At 72.8% G+C, this 16,554-nt stretch carries 12 protein-coding genes; 5 read left to right on the top strand and 7 right to left on the bottom strand.

From position 1 onward, the window contains the following. Positions 1-2: 2 nt before the first annotated feature. Positions 3-431: a GNAT family N-acetyltransferase gene (locus ACTWQR_RS15535; RefSeq protein WP_443227632.1), complete on the bottom strand. Its 429-nt coding sequence runs from the start codon at positions 429-431 to the stop codon at positions 3-5. Between the two features lie 116 nt (positions 432-547). Here ACTWQR_RS15535 and ACTWQR_RS15530 point away from each other — a divergent pair, with 116 nt between their 5' ends. The 5 genes from ACTWQR_RS15530 (at position 548) to ACTWQR_RS15510 (ending at position 9,776) form a co-directional block, all read left to right on the top strand. Then, the gene (locus tag ACTWQR_RS15530) at positions 548-3,352 is read left to right on the top strand and encodes an alpha/beta fold hydrolase (protein ID WP_443227631.1); all 2,805 of its coding nucleotides are present in this window, start codon (positions 548-550) and stop codon (positions 3,350-3,352) included. Next, positions 3,349-4,212, top strand: a complete 864-nt coding sequence (locus ACTWQR_RS15525) for an ABC transporter permease (protein WP_443227630.1) — start codon at positions 3,349-3,351, stop codon at positions 4,210-4,212. Before ACTWQR_RS15530 ends, ACTWQR_RS15525 begins: the two co-directional genes overlap by 4 nt. A 196-nt stretch (positions 4,213-4,408) precedes the next feature. Then, positions 4,409-6,064 carry a YfbK domain-containing protein gene (locus ACTWQR_RS15520; protein ID WP_443227629.1) on the top strand — a complete coding sequence of 552 codons (1,656 nt, stop codon included), beginning with the start codon at positions 4,409-4,411 and terminating at the stop codon, positions 6,062-6,064. A gap of 306 nt (positions 6,065-6,370) precedes the next feature. Next, positions 6,371-8,290 carry an AMP-dependent synthetase/ligase gene (locus ACTWQR_RS15515; RefSeq protein WP_443227628.1) on the top strand — a complete coding sequence of 640 codons (1,920 nt, stop codon included), beginning with the start codon at positions 6,371-6,373 and terminating at the stop codon, positions 8,288-8,290. Positions 8,291-8,411: 121 nt separating this feature from the next. Then, entirely contained in the window at positions 8,412-9,776 is a 1,365-nt protein-coding gene (locus ACTWQR_RS15510) for a glycoside hydrolase family 26 protein (RefSeq protein WP_443227627.1), read from the top strand. Here the strand turns inward: ACTWQR_RS15510 and ACTWQR_RS15505 are convergent. From ACTWQR_RS15505 to ACTWQR_RS15480, 6 genes are read right to left on the bottom strand one after another with little or no spacing between them, the layout of a single operon-like run. Further along, positions 9,767-10,879 carry a GNAT family N-acetyltransferase gene (locus ACTWQR_RS15505; protein ID WP_443227626.1) on the bottom strand — a complete coding sequence of 371 codons (1,113 nt, stop codon included), beginning with the start codon at positions 10,877-10,879 and terminating at the stop codon, positions 9,767-9,769. The two genes, ACTWQR_RS15510 and ACTWQR_RS15505, sit on opposite strands and share 10 nt — an antisense overlap. Continuing rightward, a complete protein-coding gene (locus ACTWQR_RS15500; protein ID WP_443227625.1) occupies positions 10,876-11,544 on the bottom strand; it encodes a lipopolysaccharide biosynthesis protein in 669 nt (222 codons plus the stop codon). Before ACTWQR_RS15500 ends, ACTWQR_RS15505 begins: the two co-directional genes overlap by 4 nt. Further along, positions 11,541-12,683 carry a glycosyltransferase gene (locus ACTWQR_RS15495; protein ID WP_443227624.1) on the bottom strand — a complete coding sequence of 381 codons (1,143 nt, stop codon included), beginning with the start codon at positions 12,681-12,683 and terminating at the stop codon, positions 11,541-11,543. The genes ACTWQR_RS15500 and ACTWQR_RS15495 overlap by 4 nt, the downstream gene beginning before the upstream one ends. Then, positions 12,680-13,471 carry a polysaccharide deacetylase family protein gene (locus tag ACTWQR_RS15490; protein ID WP_443227623.1) on the bottom strand — a complete coding sequence of 264 codons (792 nt, stop codon included), beginning with the start codon at positions 13,469-13,471 and terminating at the stop codon, positions 12,680-12,682. The genes ACTWQR_RS15495 and ACTWQR_RS15490 overlap by 4 nt, the downstream gene beginning before the upstream one ends. Then, positions 13,461-15,224, bottom strand: coding sequence for a murein biosynthesis integral membrane protein MurJ (gene murJ, locus ACTWQR_RS15485; protein WP_443227622.1), 1,764 nt, complete (start codon positions 15,222-15,224; stop codon positions 13,461-13,463). The genes ACTWQR_RS15490 and murJ overlap by 11 nt, the downstream gene beginning before the upstream one ends. Further along, complete coding sequence (locus ACTWQR_RS15480) at positions 15,221-16,549, bottom strand: O-antigen ligase family protein (RefSeq protein WP_443227621.1); 1,329 nt, start codon at positions 16,547-16,549, stop codon at positions 15,221-15,223. Before ACTWQR_RS15480 ends, murJ begins: the two co-directional genes overlap by 4 nt. Between the last annotated feature and the right edge of the window lie 5 nt (positions 16,550-16,554).

The raw sequence follows: 16,554 nt of genomic DNA, 5'->3' as shown, positions 1-16,554 counted from the left end.
CACTACGTGAAGTCCCACGTCACCACCGCGCACGTCCCGTCGTCCTTGCCGCCCGCACTGCGGTACGCGGCAAGGGCGACGTCGTTTCCGGTGTCCACCAGCACCCACATTCCGTAACAGCCGAGTTCACGGCCCAGCGCGGCCAGGGCCTGGACGAGCGCGCGGCCGGTGCCGCGCCGCCGGTAGGGCTCGGCGACCCCCAGTTCGTACAGGAACATCTCGGTGCCCTTGTCGGGGTGGACCGTCTCGACGCCGCTGACGAAGCCGACAGGGCTCTCGACGGAGCCGTCCCCTTCGTATTCGTAGGCGAGGAAGAGATGGTGGCCCTGGGCGGCCAGGAAGCGCCGGGCCCATTCGGGGCGTATGGGGTGGTCGAAGAGGTACTCGGCGGCGGCCAGTTCGTCGGCGGTGGTGGCGCGGCGAATCTCCATGGGGCGTTCGTACCACGGACGCGGTATGCCGGAGGGGGCCCGTACGCCTCTGGGATGTCCACCACTTCCGACCGGTGGCTGCATCGGTTGTCGGTGGCGGCCCGTACCGTTGAGGCATGGATCTTCGAATGCCCGTACTGCGAGGGCCGCGACGGTGGATTGCCGCCGCGGCCGCCGTCGTGGTGCTCGCCGGCGCCGGGACGTGGACGGCCGCCGCCTCCGACGAGGCGCCCGCGGTACGCCGCGCCGATCAAGTCATCGGTACGGGCGCCGGGGTGAGAATCGACACCTCGTACTTCACCGCCGGTTCGGGACGCCGGCCCGCCGTCCTGCTCGGGCACGGCTTCGGCGGCAGCAAGGACGACGTACGGTCCCAGGCGGAGGACCTCGCGCGGGACGGGTACGCGGTGCTGACGTGGTCGGCACGCGGCTTCGGCGAGTCCAACGGGAAGATCGGTCTGAACGACCCCAAGGGCGAGGTCGCCGACGTCTCCAAGCTGATCGACTGGCTCGCCAAGCGGCCGGAGGTCCGGCTCGACAAGAGCGGCGACCCGCGCCTGGGCGTCGCCGGCGCCTCCTACGGGGGCGCCGTTTCACTGCTCGCGGCCGGTTACGACCAGCGGGTGGACGTGATCGCCCCGGCGATCACGTACTGGAACCTGGCGGACGCGCTGTTCCCGAACGGCGTCTTCAAGAAGCTGTGGGCCGGGATCTTCATCAACACCGGTGGCGGCTGCGAGAAGTTCGAGACCCAGCTCTGCGAGATGTACGAGCGGGTCGCGGAGTCCGGTGTGCCCGACGCGAAGGCCGTCGACCTGCTGGAGGAGCGCAGCCCCTCCGCCGTCGGCGACCGCATCAAGGTGCCCACGCTCATCATGCAGGGCCAGTCCGACTCCCTCTTCCCGCTCGACCACGCCGACGCGATGGCGAAGGCGATCCGGGCCAACGGGGCGCCGGTGGACGTCGACTGGATCTCGGGCGGTCACGACGGCGGCGACATGGAGACGGACCGGGTCCACGCGCGCGTGGACTCATGGTTCGACCGCTATCTGAAGGACGACGAGAACGCCGACACGGGACCCGCGTTCCGGGTCACGCGCACCGGGGGCATCGACTCGACGGACGGCGCCGCCCAGTTGAGGGGCGCGAGCGGGGACACGTATCCCGGACTGGCCGACGGAGAGCGCCAAGTGGCGTTGAGGGGGCGCGAGCAGGAGTTCGCCAACCCCGCGGGCGCCAGCCCGCCCGGCATCTCGGCCCTCCCCGGGCTCGGCGGTGCCGGCGGCCTCTCCCAGCTGTCGTCCCTCGGAGTCGGCATCTCACTCGACTTCCCCGGGCAGTTCGCGCGCTTCGAGTCCGAGGCGCTGCGCGAGGACCTGCGGATCACCGGGTCGCCGACGGTCACGGTGCACGTGAAGTCGACGAGCGACGAGGCCGTGCTCTTCGGGAAGGTGTACGACGTCGGTCCCGGCGGCGAGCAGCAGGTCCTGCCGTCTCAGCTCGTCGCGCCGATCCGGGTGCAGACCGGCGGCGAGGTCGGCAAGGACGTGCGGCTCACCCTGCCCGCCATCGACCACGAGGTGCAGGAGGGGCACCGGCTCCGCCTGGTCCTCGCCTCGACCGACCTGGGTTACGCGTCTCCGACGGCCCCGGCGACGTACACGGTCTCCCTCAAGGGCGACCTCGCGGTGCCGACCGCGACCGGCGTGGAGACCGCGGCCGCGCCGCTGCCCGCCTGGGTGTGGTGGCTGCCGCTCGCCGGAGCGGTGATCGCGCTGGCGCTGCTGCTGACGGGCCGGCGCCGCACGACCGTGGCTCCCGCCCCCGACCCCGGACTCGCCGAAGTCCCGCTCCAGATCACGGACTTGAGCAAGCGGTACGCGAAGTCGGCGGACCAGTACGCGGTACGGGACCTGTCCTTCCGCGTGGAGAAGGGCCAGGTGCTCGGCCTGCTCGGTCCGAACGGCGCGGGCAAGACGACGACCCTGCGCATGCTCATGGGCCTCATCAAGCCCGACGACGGCGAGATCCGGGTCTTCGGGCACGCCATCCGCCCGGGCTCGCCGGTCCTCTCCCGCGTCGGGGCCTTCGTCGAGGGCGCGGGCTTCCTCCCGCACCTCTCGGGCCGCGACAACCTGGAGCTGTACTGGCAGGCCACCGGGCGCCCGTCCGAGGACGCCCACCTGGACGAGGCACTGGAGATCGCGGGCCTCGGTGACGCGCTGGCCCGCGCCGTCCGCACCTACTCCCAGGGCATGCGCCAACGCCTCGCCATCGCCCAGGCCATGCTCGGCCTCCCGGACCTCCTGATCCTCGACGAACCGACGAACGGCCTCGACCCGCCCCAGATCCGCGAGATGCGCGAGGTCATGATCCGTTACGCCGCGGCCGGCCGCACGGTCATCGTGTCCAGTCACCTCCTCGCCGAGGTCGAGCAGACCTGCACGCACCTGGTGGTCATGGACCGGGGCCGCCTCGTCCAGGCCGGCCAGGTGAGCGAGATCATCGGCTCGGGCGACACCCTCCTCGTCGGCCTCGCCGGAGACATCGCGGAGCCGCTGGTGGAGAAGGTGGCGGCCCTGCCGGGCGTGGAGTCGGCGGTACGGACGGACGACGGGCTGCTGGTGCGGCTGGTCGCGCCGAGCGGGCGGACGCCGGGCAGCGAGCCGGCCGCGGCCGTGGCCGCAGCCGCAGGAGCGGCCTCGGGCGTCGGCGAAGCCGAGTCCACCGCCCCTGGCGTCGGCCCTGGAATCGCCGGCAGCCTCGCCGCCGGAGGCGAGGGCGCAGATGGCTCCGACAGCTCCACGGCCGCCGCCCGGCTGCTCGTCGAGCTCGTCCGGCTGGAAGTCCCGGTTGCCGCACTCGGCCCCCACCGCCGTCTCGAGGACGCGTTCCTGACCCTGATCGGAGGCTCCGAGTGAGCACCCTTGTAGAGCGTGCCGAGGTGGCGGACGGCTACCGGGCCGGGCGGACGCTGCCGCTGCGCGTCGAGCTGATGCGGCAGCTGAAGCGGCGCCGCACGCTGGTGATGGGAGCGATCCTCGCCGCCCTGCCCCTCGTGCTGGTCGTGGCCTTCGCGATCGGCGGCACGCCGGGCCCGGACAACGGCCGGGTCACCCTCATGGACACGGCCACCGCGTCGGGCGCGAACTTCGCCGCGACGAACCTCTTCGTCTCCGCGGGCTTCCTGCTGGTCATCCCCGTGGCCCTGTTCTGCGGAGACACCATCGCCTCGGAGGCGAGCTGGTCCTCCCTGCGCTACCTCCTCGCCGCACCCGTGCCCAGGGCACGCCTGCTGTGGTCCAAGCTCGTCGTCGCCCTCGGCCTGAGCCTCGCCGCGATGGTGCTGCTGCCGGTCGTCGCGCTGGCGGTGGGCACGGCGGCGTACGGCTGGGGCCCGCTGGAGATCCCCACCGGCGGCACCCTCTCCTCGGGCACGGCGGCCGGGCGCCTGGTGGCCGTGATCGCGTACATCTTCGTGTCCCAACTGGTCACCGCGGGGCTCGCGTTCTGGCTGTCGACGAAGACCGACGCCCCGCTGGGCGCGGTGGGCGGCGCGGTGGGCCTGACGATCGTGGGGAACGTACTGGACGCGGTCACCGCCCTCGGCGACTGGCGCGACTTCCTCCCCGCGCACTGGCAGTTCGCGTGGGCCGACGCCGTACAGCCGCGACCGGAGTGGGGCGGCATGATCCAGGGCGCGGCGATCTCCATAACGTACGCCCTGGTGCTGTTCGCCCTGGCGTTCCGCGGGTTCGCCCGGAAGGACGTGGTGTCGTGAGGGACGCGGTGTCGTAGTCCTGCCCCGAGGGTCCTCCGGATACCGCCAGGTCTCCGGAGGATCACCCCCCGGTCTCAACAGCCGCCCACCGTGGCCGCATCGAGACTCTTCCGCAACGCCTTGGACCGCTCCTTTCGGCCTCCTCCCACGTCACAGTCACAGACGTCGGCTCACAGAGGTCACCTAGGGGGCACACATGAGGCGCAACGAACGGCATCACGGCAGGCAAGGACGGCGGCACCGCGGACGAGGCACCCTGCTCGCCGCGACCGTCGCCGCAGGCCTCCTCCTCACCGCGTGCGGCGGAGGCAGCGGAGAGGACAGTTCGTACAGGGGCGGCGAGAAGGCCCAGGACAGCGACGGCTTCCCGGCGCCCGCCCCCGCTCCCGGACAGCCGACGGGCCCGGCGGCTCCCGAGGACGGCACCGCCCAGGGCGACCAGAAGGGCGAGCTCCGCGACACCGCCCCACCTCCCGCCGACTACCTGTCCACCTTCGCCCTGGACGTCGACACCGCCTCGTACGGGTACGCGCGCCGCGCCCTCGCCGACGGCCGCAGGCCCGACCCGTCGACGATCCGCCCCGAGGAGTTCATCAACAGCTTCCCCCAGCACTACGAACGTCCGGACGGCAACGGCTTCAGGGTGACGGTGGACGGCGCCCGCACGGACGGTGATAGCGGCGAGGACTGGCGACTGGTGAGGGTCGGCCTCGCCACCCGCGCCGCCACGCCGTACGAGGAGGGCGAACGCCCGCCCGCCGCCCTCACCTTCGTCATCGACGTCTCCGGCTCGATGGCCGAACCGGGCCGTCTGGACCTGGCCAAGGAATCCCTCGGCGTGATGACGGACCGGCTGCGCGACGACGACTCGGTAGCGATCGTCACCTTCAGCGACGAGGCCGAGACCGTCCTGCCGATGACCCGCCTCGGCGACCACCGCGGCCGCGTCCACGAGGCGATCGACACCCTCGAGCCCACCGCCTCGACCAACCTCGGCGCGGGCGTCGCCACTGGCTACCGCACGGCAGTGGAGGGCCTGCGCGAGGGCGCCACCAACCGGGTCGTACTGCTCTCCGACGCCCTCGCCAACACCGGCGAGACCGACGCCGACGCCATCCTGGACCGCATCGCGGACGCCCGCCGCGAGCACGGCATCACGCTCTTCGGGGTCGGCGTGGGCAGCGACTACGGCGACGCCCTGATGGAGCGCCTCGCCGACAAGGGCGACGGCCACACCACGTACGTGTCGAACGCCGAGGACGCCCGGAAGGTCTTCAGCGAGCAGCTCCCGCGGAACATCGACCTCACGGCCCGCGACGCCAAGGCACAGGTCGCCTTCGACCCGGAGACGGTGGACCAGTTCCGGCTCATCGGCTACGACAACCGCCGGGTCGCCGACGAGGACTTCCGCAACGACCGCGTGGACGGCGGCGAGATCGGCCCCGGCCACACGGTCACGGCCCTCTACGCCGTACGCACCAAGCCGGGCGCCTCCGGCCACCTCGCCACGGCGAGCGTCCGCTGGCTCGACCCGAAGACCCGCGCTCCGCACGAGGAGTCGGGCCAGTTGGAGGCCGACTCGCTCGACCAGCCCCTTTGGGACGCGGACGACGGTCTCCAAGTGACGGCCACCGCCGCCTACTTCGCGAACGCCCTACGTTCCGGCGGCAGCGAAACCTACGGCGAGAGCGATACTTACAGCTACACCGACAGCCGTTGGAGCCCTCTCCCCGCCGCCCCTACCCTCACCGAACTGGCCGAACGCGCCGACAAGTTGGCGTTCACCACCGAGAACAAGGCGATCCGCCAACTCGCCGAGGCGATCCGCCAGGCAAACCGGCTCATGGGCTGAGCGCCCTCGCGGGAAGTGCGGAAGCCGCGGGCCCGCTGTGGCTGGTCGCGGTGATGAGGCCGGACCAGAGGCGGTGCAGGCGCACAGGGTTCCCTGCGGAGGAGGTCGGGCGGCGCCGGACCGTCGCCCCGCGCCATGCGACGACGTATCGACGACCAGCGTGGCCAACGGGAACGGGTCGGCGTCTGAGGCCCGTGCGACAGACCGGACATTCCCGAACCAGGTTGAAAATCCCCTACGCCTGAGTAAGTTGACTCGCAAGTAAGTACGGGCCACCGCAACGCGAGCCGCGACCGGGGAGCCGTCATGGGCGTACGCAAGGACCTGAAACAGGCGAAGAAACGCACCGACCTGGCGGACCGCACCAGGGTCGAGCTCACCAAGGACGACCAGGGCGTGGTCCGCGAGGCACGCATGCCGTCCCTCGCCCCGGAGGTCACCACCGGCAGCATCGCCGACCTCCCCTTCACCAACGCGGCGGAGGCCCCCGACGCCGTGGTCCTCCGCCGCGGGGAACACGGCACCTGGCACCCGGTGACCGCGGCCGCCTTCGCCCGTGAAGTCACCGCCGTCGCCAAGGGGTTGATCGCGGCGGGGCTCGAACCGGGCGGCCGCGTCGCGGTCATGTCCCGTACCCGCTACGAGTGGACGGTCCTCGACTTCGCGATCTGGGCCGCGGGCGGCCGGAGCGTCCCGGTCTACGCCACCTCCTCACCCGAGCAGATCGAGTGGATCGTCCACGACTCGGGCACCCGTTTCGTCGTCGTCGAGACCCCCGAGAACGCGCAGGCGGTCGAGACCGGCACGGCCCACCACCCGGAACGCCCGCGCGTATGGCAGCTGGACGCAGGCGCGATCGCCGAACTGACCGCCCTGGGCCGCGACATCCCCGACGAGGAGGTCACCAAGCGCCGCACCGCCCTGACCCCCGACGCCGTCGCGACGATCTGCTACACCTCCGGCACCACCGGCCGTCCCAAGGGCTGCGTCCTCACCCACGCCAACCTGCACGCCGAGGCCGCGAACACGGTGGAGCTCCTGCACCCCATCTTCAAAGAGATCACGGGCCAGATCGCCTCGACCCTCCTCTTCCTGCCCCTCGCCCACATCCTGGGCCGCACCATCCAGATCGCCTGCCTGGCGGCCCGCATCGAACTGGGCCACTTCCCGAGCATCAAACCGGACGAACTGCGGCCCGCCCTGCGGGAGTTCCGCCCCACGTTCCTGGTCGGCGTCCCGTATCTCTTCGAGAAGATCCACGGCACGGGCCGTGCCACCGCCGAGCGGATCGGCCGCGCCGCCTCCTTCGACCGCGCCGACCGCATCGGCGTCCGCTTCGGAGCGGCGCACCTCGACAAGCTCCTCGACCGGGGCAAGGGGCCGGGCCCCGGCCTGTACGCCGCCTGGGCCCTGTACGACCTGCTGGTCTATCGCCGCATCCGCAGGGAACTCGGCGGCCGCACGCGCTACGCCATCAGCGGCGGCTCCCCGCTCGACCGCGACCTCAACCTCTTCTTCTACGCCGCCGGAATCATCGTCTACGAGGGCTACGGCCTGACGGAGACCACGGCCGCGGCGACCATCGTGCCGCCCCTGCGCCCCCGCCCCGGCACGGTCGGCCTCCCCGTCCCCGGCACGGCGATCCGCATCGCCGACGACGGCGAGGTCCACATCAAGGGCGGCGTGGTCTTCGGCGCGTACTGGAACGACCCGGCGGCCACCGACGCCGTACTCGCCGACGACTGGTTCGCGACAGGTGACCTGGGCGCCCTCGACGAGGACGGCTACCTCACCATCACCGGCCGCAAGAAGGACATCCTCGTCACCTCCGGCGGCAAGAACGTTTCCCCCGCCGTCCTGGAGGACCGCCTCCGCAGCCGCCCCCCGGTCGGCCAGTGCCTGGTCGTCGGCGACAAGCGTCCCTACGTCGCCGCTCTGATCACCCTGGACCGCGAGGACCTCACCCATTGGCTCTACGTCCGCGGGATGCCCGCGGACACCCCGATGTCCGAGCTCGTCCGCGACCCCCGTCTGCGCGACGACGTCCAGAAGGTCGTGGACTACGCGAACCAGGCCGTCTCCCGGGCCGAGTCCATCCGCGCCTTCACGCTGGTCGAGGGGGAGTTCACCGAGGAGAACGGATTGCTGACCCCGTCCCTCAAGGTCAAACGCCACGCGGTGCTGACGGCGTACGCGAAGGACGTCGAGGCGCTGTACGGCGGCTGAAGACCCGTTTGCGGTCACTCGTGCGGGCGACCCACGCCGAGCCTCCTGACTCTTTTGGTGCAATTAGGCGTATATGTGAGTACGCGTCACTCCGCCGGAGGAGCTGCACCAAGGAGGATGGATGGCCCCTGAGCGCCGCCGGCCCGCCCTCAGGCGACTGGCGATCATCACCGCCGGAGTGGTCGTGTCAGCGGCTGTCTTTCCCGGCCCGGCGCTCCTGGCCGACGCCGAACTCCACCCCGGCCTGCGGCGCTCCGCGCCCGTGACGGACTCGGCGACGCAGGACGGGCGCCCGGCGGCGCCGCCCGCCCGACCCGGCTCGTCCTCCCCGCCCACGGACGCGGCGCACTCGCCCCCGGGAAAGCACGAGCGCAGGCCCGCGTTCGGCGCGTACCTCCACTACGGACCCGCGGGTCTCGAGCGCATGAAGGAGTTCAGCAGATGGCTGGGCGGCGCCGAACTGCGCGTGGGGCACACGTATCTGCCGGGAGACCTGTGGAGCAACATCGAGGGCGCGCACGGCTTCCTCGACAGCTGGGCCGAGTGGCGGCAGGCCAAGGACGACCGGCTGCTCGTGCTCAACGTTCCGATGATGGAACGCAACGAGGAGGGTGTCCCCGACCCGGTCGTCAGACATCTGCTGCGGCAGGCCGCGGACGGCGAGTTCGACCACCACTTCCGGACGCTGGCCCAGCGACTGGTCGACCTGGGCGCGACGGACACGGTCCTCGTGCTCGGCTGGGAGATGAACGGCGAGACGTACACCCATCGCTGCGGCCCCGACCCGGAGAGCTGGAAGCGGTACTGGAGGCGCATCGTCAACGTCATGCGCTCGGTTCCCGGGCAGAAGTTCAAGTTCGACTTCGCCCCGAACCGGGGCAGGGACGCCATTCCGTGGCCGGAGTGCTATCCCGGTGACGACGTCGTCGACATCGTCGGCATGGACTCGTACGACCAGCCGCACGGAATCTCGTTCGACCAGCAGGTGTCCGAGCCCTACGGCCTGCAGCACCACGTGGACTTCGCACGGGCTCACGGCAAGCCGTTCTCGTATCCCGAATGGGGTCTGTTCCGCAACGGCGACAGCCTTGGATACATGCTGCGCATGCTCGCGTGGATGGACGAACACAAGCCGCTCTACAACACGATCACCGACTACTGCCCGCACGGCGTGTGGCTGTGTGCCAACAATGCCCGGGCCTCCGCCCTGTACCGCGTGCTGCTGTCCCACCACCTCACGCCGCAGCCGACACCACCGGGCCTGATCCCCTCTCCGCCCATGCCCCCGGCTCCGGTCCAGCCGCCCACGACACCGGTGCCGGTTCCGGTGCCCTTGCCGACTCCGAACCCGACACCCGTACCGACACCGGTGCCGACGCCCTCCAAGCCGCCCACCTGCACGCCGCTGGACCTCGCCAAATGGCTGGAACACCTGATCGGCGGCAAGCTCGCCGCCTGCCTCCAGTGGGCGGAGCGCTACCGGTGATCCGGGGGCCCGGGCTCCCCGCGCAGGACCTTCTTGGCCCGGCTCCGCGCGGCGGTGTCGCAGACGGCGGCCGCCAGCAGCGGCACGGTACGCCGACGGGCCAGCAGGAAACGCTGGTTGACGACCGTCTCGGGGCACCAGCGGTACTTGTACGGCTCGTCGCCGCGCAGCAGGCTCAGGACCCCCGGCTCGGCGCCGGCCGCGAGGTGCTCGCCGGACGCGTGCAGCAGCATCGTCGCCACATCCACTTTGCGCTCGCGCAACTGAGGGTGGAAGCCGTACAGATACAGGCCCGCCAACCCTCCCGACAGCAGATTCAGACTGGCCGCCACCACCGCGCCCTCGAACACGAACTCGGTCACCGCGGCCCCGCCGGACCGGGCCATCGGGACCACGGAGCGGACCAGATGCTCCAGGAACCGCGGCCGCACGTGCTCCGGCGACACCTTCCTGTCCTGCCACTGGAGCCGGTGCAGTTCGAGGAGCCGACGCAGCGCGGCCTCGGTCTGGTCGTGGCTCACGACGCGCGACTCGACGCCGAGGCGGGCGAGCTGGTTCACCTTGTTGCGGACCCGCCGGGCGCGCGAAGAGGGCAGCCGCCCGACCAGCTCGCCCATGGGTACGGCGGGCAACTCCAGGCACGCGGAGTCGCGCATCCGGTGACGCGGGCCGCGCCAGCAGAGGTAGACCCGCTCCATCGCGCCGCCCGGCCGCACCTCGCGGAAGTCGATCAGGGCGGTGCGGGCCATGCCGGCCAGGGCGTCCGCCAGTGCCTGGGCGCCCTGCGCGGCCACCGCCTCGTCGAGGAGCACATCGCAGAAGTCGGTGATGGCGCCGCCGACCGGCACCACCGCCGGCAGCGGGTGGTGCACGCGCATCAGCGGTGCCGCCGCGACCAGTTCACCGCTCCTGCGCACCAGGACGAGCCGCAGCCTGCCGGGCGTGCCGTACGACAGCCACCACGAGTGCAGCCAGGCATGGCTCTGGAACGGCGTCACCGACGGGCAGGCCCGGTACAGGCGTTCCCATTCTCCGGCCAGCTCCGCGAACGCGCGCTCGTCGGTGCACACCTCCACCGACAGCGCACGGCCGGACGCGGTCATCCGAGCGGCCCGCGGGCGTCGGCGGCGTGGGCCGGGCCGGGCACCGGGGCCCGGCCCGGGTCGTCGTCCGCCGCCCGCCGCGGCCGGGCCAGCAGCGCGAGGCCGCCCAGCAGACCTCCGGCGCTCGCGCCCACGAGCGAGGTCAGCTCCGGGGACGCGGACGACGGCTCGGTGGGCTTCAGGGCACGGGAGAGGCGCTCGAGCCTGATGCCGGTGTTCTTCTTGGTGTGGCCGGCCTGCGTGACGAGCGTGCGGGACACGGCGTCGGCGATGTCGACGGCCTGCCCGGGGCTCGACGAGGTCGCCGAGACCGCGACCATCGGCGCGTCCGGCGAGGTCGCGATCTGCACGCTCTCGCGCAGTGTCGCGGTCGGTACGCCCGCCGCCACCGGCGCGTCCCCGAGAACAGCGAGCTGCGGGGCCACCCGGCCGTACGCCTGAGCGAAGCCGAGCGCATCGGCGCAGTCGACGTCGGACCGGCCGGCCGCCACGGCGACGACGGAGCTCGTCGCCGTGTACTGCGGCGGCTTCGCCAGTCCGTACGCGCCGCCGGCCGCGGCACCGAGCAGCGCGCCGGCCGGCAGCAGCCACCACGAGGGCAGCCGCTTCACACGAGCGCGCGTACGGCGCGGCGCCCGGGCACGCTGAGGGGGGGTGTCGGTCATGGGGAACTCACTTCCAGGGTCGAGCCGGACAGAGCGGCCGTGTACACATCCATCAACTGCCGGGCACTGCACGCGATGTCGTAGCGGTGCACGGCGGCCGGGGCGGTTCGCTCGCCCGGTCCCGCCGCCCGCAGCCGCAGCAGTTCCCGCGCGTACGCCCCGGCGCCGCCGGTGACGCGCCGCGCACCGGGTGCCGCGTCCGACGGCAGGTCCTCGACGGCGGGGCAGCTCGCGTACAGCACGGGGAGCCCGGCCGCCAGCGCCTCCACCACGGCCAGGCCGAAGGCCTCCTCCACCGACGGTGAGGCGAGCACGTCCATCGCGGACAGCAGGGCGACCAGGTCGGGTGCGCCGTCACGGGGGTCCGGCAGATACGGCCGCTCACCCGTCAGCACCACCCGGTCCGCGACCCCCAGCCCCCGGGCGGTGCGCCGCAGCGCCTCCTCCTCGGGCCCGCCGCCGACCAGCAGCAGCCGTACGTCGCCAGGAAGCCGGGGCAGCGCGCGTACGAGCAGGTCGAAGCGTTTGCCCGGGGCGAGGCGCCCCACCCCGCCGACGACGTACGCGTCCTCCGGCAGCCCGTGGAACGCCCGGGCCTCCTTGCGGCGTACCTCGTCGAAGCGGAACAAGGGTGCGTCGATGCCGTTCGGGATGACGCGGATGCGCGGCCCGGGCACGCCCCAGTGACGCAGCCGCTCGGCCACCGTCGGCGAGACGGCGACCGTGGTGCGGCCGAGGCGCTCGCCGGCCAGGTACAGCGCGCGGACGCCCGCGGTCAGCGGCCGGCCCTCCAGCCGGGTGTCCCCGATCGAGTGCTCGGTGGCCACGACGGCCCGTACTCCGGCGAGACGTGCCGCGATCCTGCCGTAGAGGCAGGCCCGGTACAGATGGGTGTGCACGAGGTCGTAGCCGCCGGCGCGGATCAGCCGGGCCAGGCGTGGCAGCGCGCCGAGGTCGCGGTTGCCGCCCATCCCGAGGTGGGTGACGTGGACGCCGTCGGCGGCCAGGCCCGCGGCGACCGGGCCGGGGTTGGTGAGGGTCACCACGTCGCACTGTGCGGGAAGGTGGCGCAGCAGCAGGCGCAGTTGCTGTTCCGCTCCGCCGACGCCGAGGCCGGTGATGACGTGCAGGGCCCTCACTCGGCCTCCACAGCGCGGCCGTAGACCCGGGCCAGGCGTCGCTTCAGTTCCAGACGTGCCGGGGTGTCGGCCTGCCCGATGTGGATGCGGGGCAGCGCGAAGTCGCCGTAGTCGGCCGACCCCGGGGAGATCGCGCAGGCGTAGCGGTAGCCGGCCCGGCGCACGGCGGCGGCGACGCGCTCGTCGAGATACCCGTACGGGTAGCAGAAGCCCTCGATGTCGCCGCCGGTGATCCCGGTGAGCTGGTGACGGCTGTCGCTGACCTCGGTGTGCAACACGTCGTCCGTGGCCTTGGTCAGATCGAGGTGGGTCAGACCGTGCGAGGCGATCTCCATGCCCGCGGCCACGACACGGCGGATGCCGTCCACGTCGAGCAGCGGCTTGCGCGGTCCGAACCGCTCCCACGCGTTCTCGCCGCCGAGCCGCCCGGGCAGCACGAACACGGTCGCTGTGAAACCCCGGCGGTACAGCACGGGCAGCGCGGTGGTGACGAAGTCGGCGTACCCGTCGTCGAAGGTGAGCCCTACCAGGCCGCGCTCCGCGCCGTGGGCGCGCGCCGCGAGCAGTTCCCGGACGCTCACCCCGCGCAGGCCGCGGCCGGAGATCCAAGCGAGCTGGCGGTCGAGGCGCGCGGGGGTGACGGTGACGTTGTACGGGTCGTCCGGGCAGTCCGAGACGGAGTGGTACATGGCCACCCAGACGGCGGGGCCCCGCTTGGCGCGTCTTTTCGAGGGCGGAAGGGGATCGGGCTCGTCCGTGCGCGGTGGGGGGGAGACATCAGCGACCATGGCCCAGCTTTCGTGTGACGGAGTGACGGACAAAGCGCACGACGGGAAGCAGGAGGGACCGGGCGTCCGCCGCGTCGAGGATCCAGGCCAGCAACAGGAAGACAGCGGTCACGCAGGTGCAGCAGACGGCGACGGACGCCGCGGGCGAGGCGAACAGCCCCGCACAGACGAGCCCGGCTCCGGTGGCGCACACGGCCGCGCACACCAGACGGGCCAGTTCGGCGACGACCCGGCGGACGCGTACGGGCACGCTGCGCGGCCCCAGGCCGTGCAGCAGGAGCAGCGCGGTGAGGGTGATGCCGGCCGCGTTGGCGGCGGCGATGCCCTGCGCACCCCAGGGCCGAACGGCCCAGGCGCCGACGACGACGGTGGTGAGCACGCCCATGCCCATCGCGCCCAGCGGGAACCAGGTGGTCCGGCCGGCCGCGAAGTACGACCGCACGAGCGCCCCCACCAGCGTCTGCCCGAGCAGCCCGGCCGCGTACACCCGCATGACCGCGGCGGTCGCGGCGGTGTCCTGCGCCGTGAACGCCCCGCGCTGGAAGAGGAGCTGGACGATCTGCGGCGCGCAGGCCACGATCACCGCGGCGCCGAGCAGGACGAGGCAGGCCATCAGCGCCACGTCCCGCTCGATCTGGTCCCGGGCCCGCCGCAGGTCGCCCTCGGCGATGGCCTGCGCCACCACCGGGAAGGTGACGACGCACACCATCAGAGACAGCGACATCGGCAACTGGGCGACCTTCTGGGCGTAGTTGAGGTGCGAGATGGCGCCGGCGGGCAGCCCGGAGGCGAAGTAACGCTCGATGAGGACCTGCGACTGGCGGCACAGGGCGAAGAGCAGGACCGCGCAGACGAGGCCGAGCGCCAGGGCTTGTGCCGGAAGCGGCGTCGCCCGCCCGACGCGCCGCCCGGTGTGCCGTCCGTCGCCCCCGTCGCCTCCGTCGTCCCCGTCGTACGCGGAGGCGGCCCGGCCGGGCCGCCCGGCGATCCGCCGCCACAGGGACGGTGCCTGTACGGCGACCATGAGGCACCCGCCGAAGGCGACACCGAGAGCGGCGGACCGCACGCCCCAACCGTCGCTGAGGACGAACATCGCGGAGATGATCGCGATGTTGTACGCGATGTAGATCGCGCCCGGGGCGAGATACGAACGGTGCGCCCGCAGCGCCGCACTGCAGTACCCGGCCAGCCCGAAGCTCAGCACGCAGCTCGCGGTCAGCCGGGTGCAGGACACGGCCAGGGACGGGTCGGGCAGGCCGGGCGCGAGGGCGGAGACCAGCAGCGGCGCCCCGGCGGCGAGCGCGGCGGACGCGGCGGCGAGGGCGAGGTACAGCCGCGGCAGCGAGGCGGTGACCAGGGCGTGCACGGGGTCGGGGTCGATCCCGCGCGCCCGCCGCGCCAGTGCCATGCTGAACGCGGGCACGAGTACGAACGCCATGCCGTCCTCGATCAGCAGCGTCGACGCCACTTCGGGCAGGGTCCAGGCCACCAGGAACGCGTCGGTGTCCTCACCGGCGCCGAAGAGGTGCGCGAGCACCTGGTCCCGGCCGAGCCCGAGGAGCGCTCCGGCCATGGACAGCGCGGCGGAGAGCAACGTCGCCCTCGCGAGGAAGCGGCCCGAGGGAGTGCCCGCTCGCCGGGCGCCCGCCGGACCGGGGCCGCCGTCGGCCGGGAGCGGGCGGCCGCCCATGCCGGTCGCATGGCCGGTCGTGTGGTCGGTCGCGCCCTCGGTCGCCGCTGGGCGGGGCCTCATCGTGGGCCTGATTCAGCGGCCGGGCCCGTCGTCGCGTCGGGTGCCAGCGCCCACCAGGCGACGAGGCCGAAGCAGACGGCCGTCAGGACGGTGGAGGGCCCGCCGATGTCGGCGTACAGGAAGTTCACGAGCTGCCACAGCAGCAGCCCGCAGGCCGCGAGCGCGCAGTCCCGGGCGCGTCCGGCCCGACGCAGCCGGGGCAGCGCGCAGGCCAGCAGGGCCAGCCAGCTGCCCGCCACGGTGAGCAGGCCCAGCAGGCCCTGCTCGCTGAGGATCAGGAGGTACATGTTGTGCGGCGAGAGCAGGGGCTGGCGCCGGAAGGCCTGGCCCGCTCCCTCCGTGTCGCTGCCCGACGACAGCGCGAGCGAGGCATGGCCGTCCCGGTGTGCGGGAAAGGCCTTCAGCCCCACGCCCGTCACCGGGTGGCCGCGCCACATGTCGGAGGCCGCCGCCCACATGGTGTACCGGTCGACGACCGACTGGTCCGGTGTGTCGGCGACCTGCGTGATGCTGGTCAGCCGCTCCTGCAGCACCGCCGCGCCCACGCCGAACCCGCCCACCAGCACCACCGAGGCCGCGACCACCGCCGTGAACACCTTCGCCGCCCGCCGTACCCCGGCCAGCAGGAGCTGCGCCCCGCATGCCACGACCGTGGCGATCCAGGCACCCCGGCTGAAGGACAGCGCGAGCGGCACGAGCAGCGCCAGCGCACATCCGACCGCCATGACCCGCTGCCGCCGCGCCGGCGTCCCGAGAGCGAGACCGGTCGCGGCCACCAGTCCGTACGCCACGACGGTCGACATCCCCATCACGTCGGACGGCCCGAACGTCCCCACAGCCCGGATGTAGGCCCCCTGATACGAGGCCCCGGTTCCGGTGAGGAACTGGTGCACTCCGAGCGCCCCCTGCCACAGCGCGAGGCCCGTCAGCGACCAGAGCACCAGCCGGGCGTCGCGCCGGTCGCGCACCAGCAGCACCACCGCGAGCGGGACGAGCACGAAAACCTGCAGGTAGCGGGCCAGCCCCGTGATCCCGTCGCCCGGCGTGGCCGCCCCGGCCGCGGCGACCGCGATGCCCACCACGGGCAGCCCGAACACGACCGCCGCCGTCCGCGTCAGCGGACGCCGCGCCCGCCGGACGGTGCGTACGGCGGCCCAGAGCACGACAAGACCCGAGGCCGCGTCGGCGGGCGTGGCGTCGCTGCCCGCCGCGACCGGCAGTCCCAGCAGGGCGATCACCGCCACGACGGGCAGCACGGGAGCGGCCCGGCGCAGCGCCGGCAGCGGCGACACGAGTGGGGGAGAGAGCGCCGAGGAAGTGCTCACCGGCG

Source organism: Streptomyces sp. 2A115 (assembly GCF_052245575.1).
Taxonomy (GTDB): Bacteria; Actinomycetota; Actinomycetes; order Streptomycetales; family Streptomycetaceae; genus Streptomyces.
Note: the sequence above shows the minus strand (reverse complement) of the source record. Positions and strands in the feature narration are given on the sequence as shown.

Coding starts and splice junctions, on each gene's coding strand:
- ACTWQR_RS15535 (WP_443227632.1), bottom strand. CDS start 431: ATGGAGATTCGCCGCGCCACCACCGCCGACGAACTGGCCGCCGCCGAG.
- ACTWQR_RS15530 (WP_443227631.1), top strand. CDS start 548: ATGGATCTTCGAATGCCCGTACTGCGAGGGCCGCGACGGTGGATTGCC.
- ACTWQR_RS15520 (WP_443227629.1), top strand. CDS start 4,409: ATGAGGCGCAACGAACGGCATCACGGCAGGCAAGGACGGCGGCACCGC.
- ACTWQR_RS15515 (WP_443227628.1), top strand. CDS start 6,371: ATGGGCGTACGCAAGGACCTGAAACAGGCGAAGAAACGCACCGACCTG.
- ACTWQR_RS15510 (WP_443227627.1), top strand. CDS start 8,412: ATGGCCCCTGAGCGCCGCCGGCCCGCCCTCAGGCGACTGGCGATCATC.
- ACTWQR_RS15505 (WP_443227626.1), bottom strand. CDS start 10,879: ATGACCGCGTCCGGCCGTGCGCTGTCGGTGGAGGTGTGCACCGACGAG.
- ACTWQR_RS15500 (WP_443227625.1), bottom strand. CDS start 11,544: ATGACCGACACCCCCCCTCAGCGTGCCCGGGCGCCGCGCCGTACGCGC.
- ACTWQR_RS15490 (WP_443227623.1), bottom strand. CDS start 13,471: ATGGTCGCTGATGTCTCCCCCCCACCGCGCACGGACGAGCCCGATCCC.
- murJ (WP_443227622.1), bottom strand. CDS start 15,224: ATGAGGCCCCGCCCAGCGGCGACCGAGGGCGCGACCGACCACACGACC.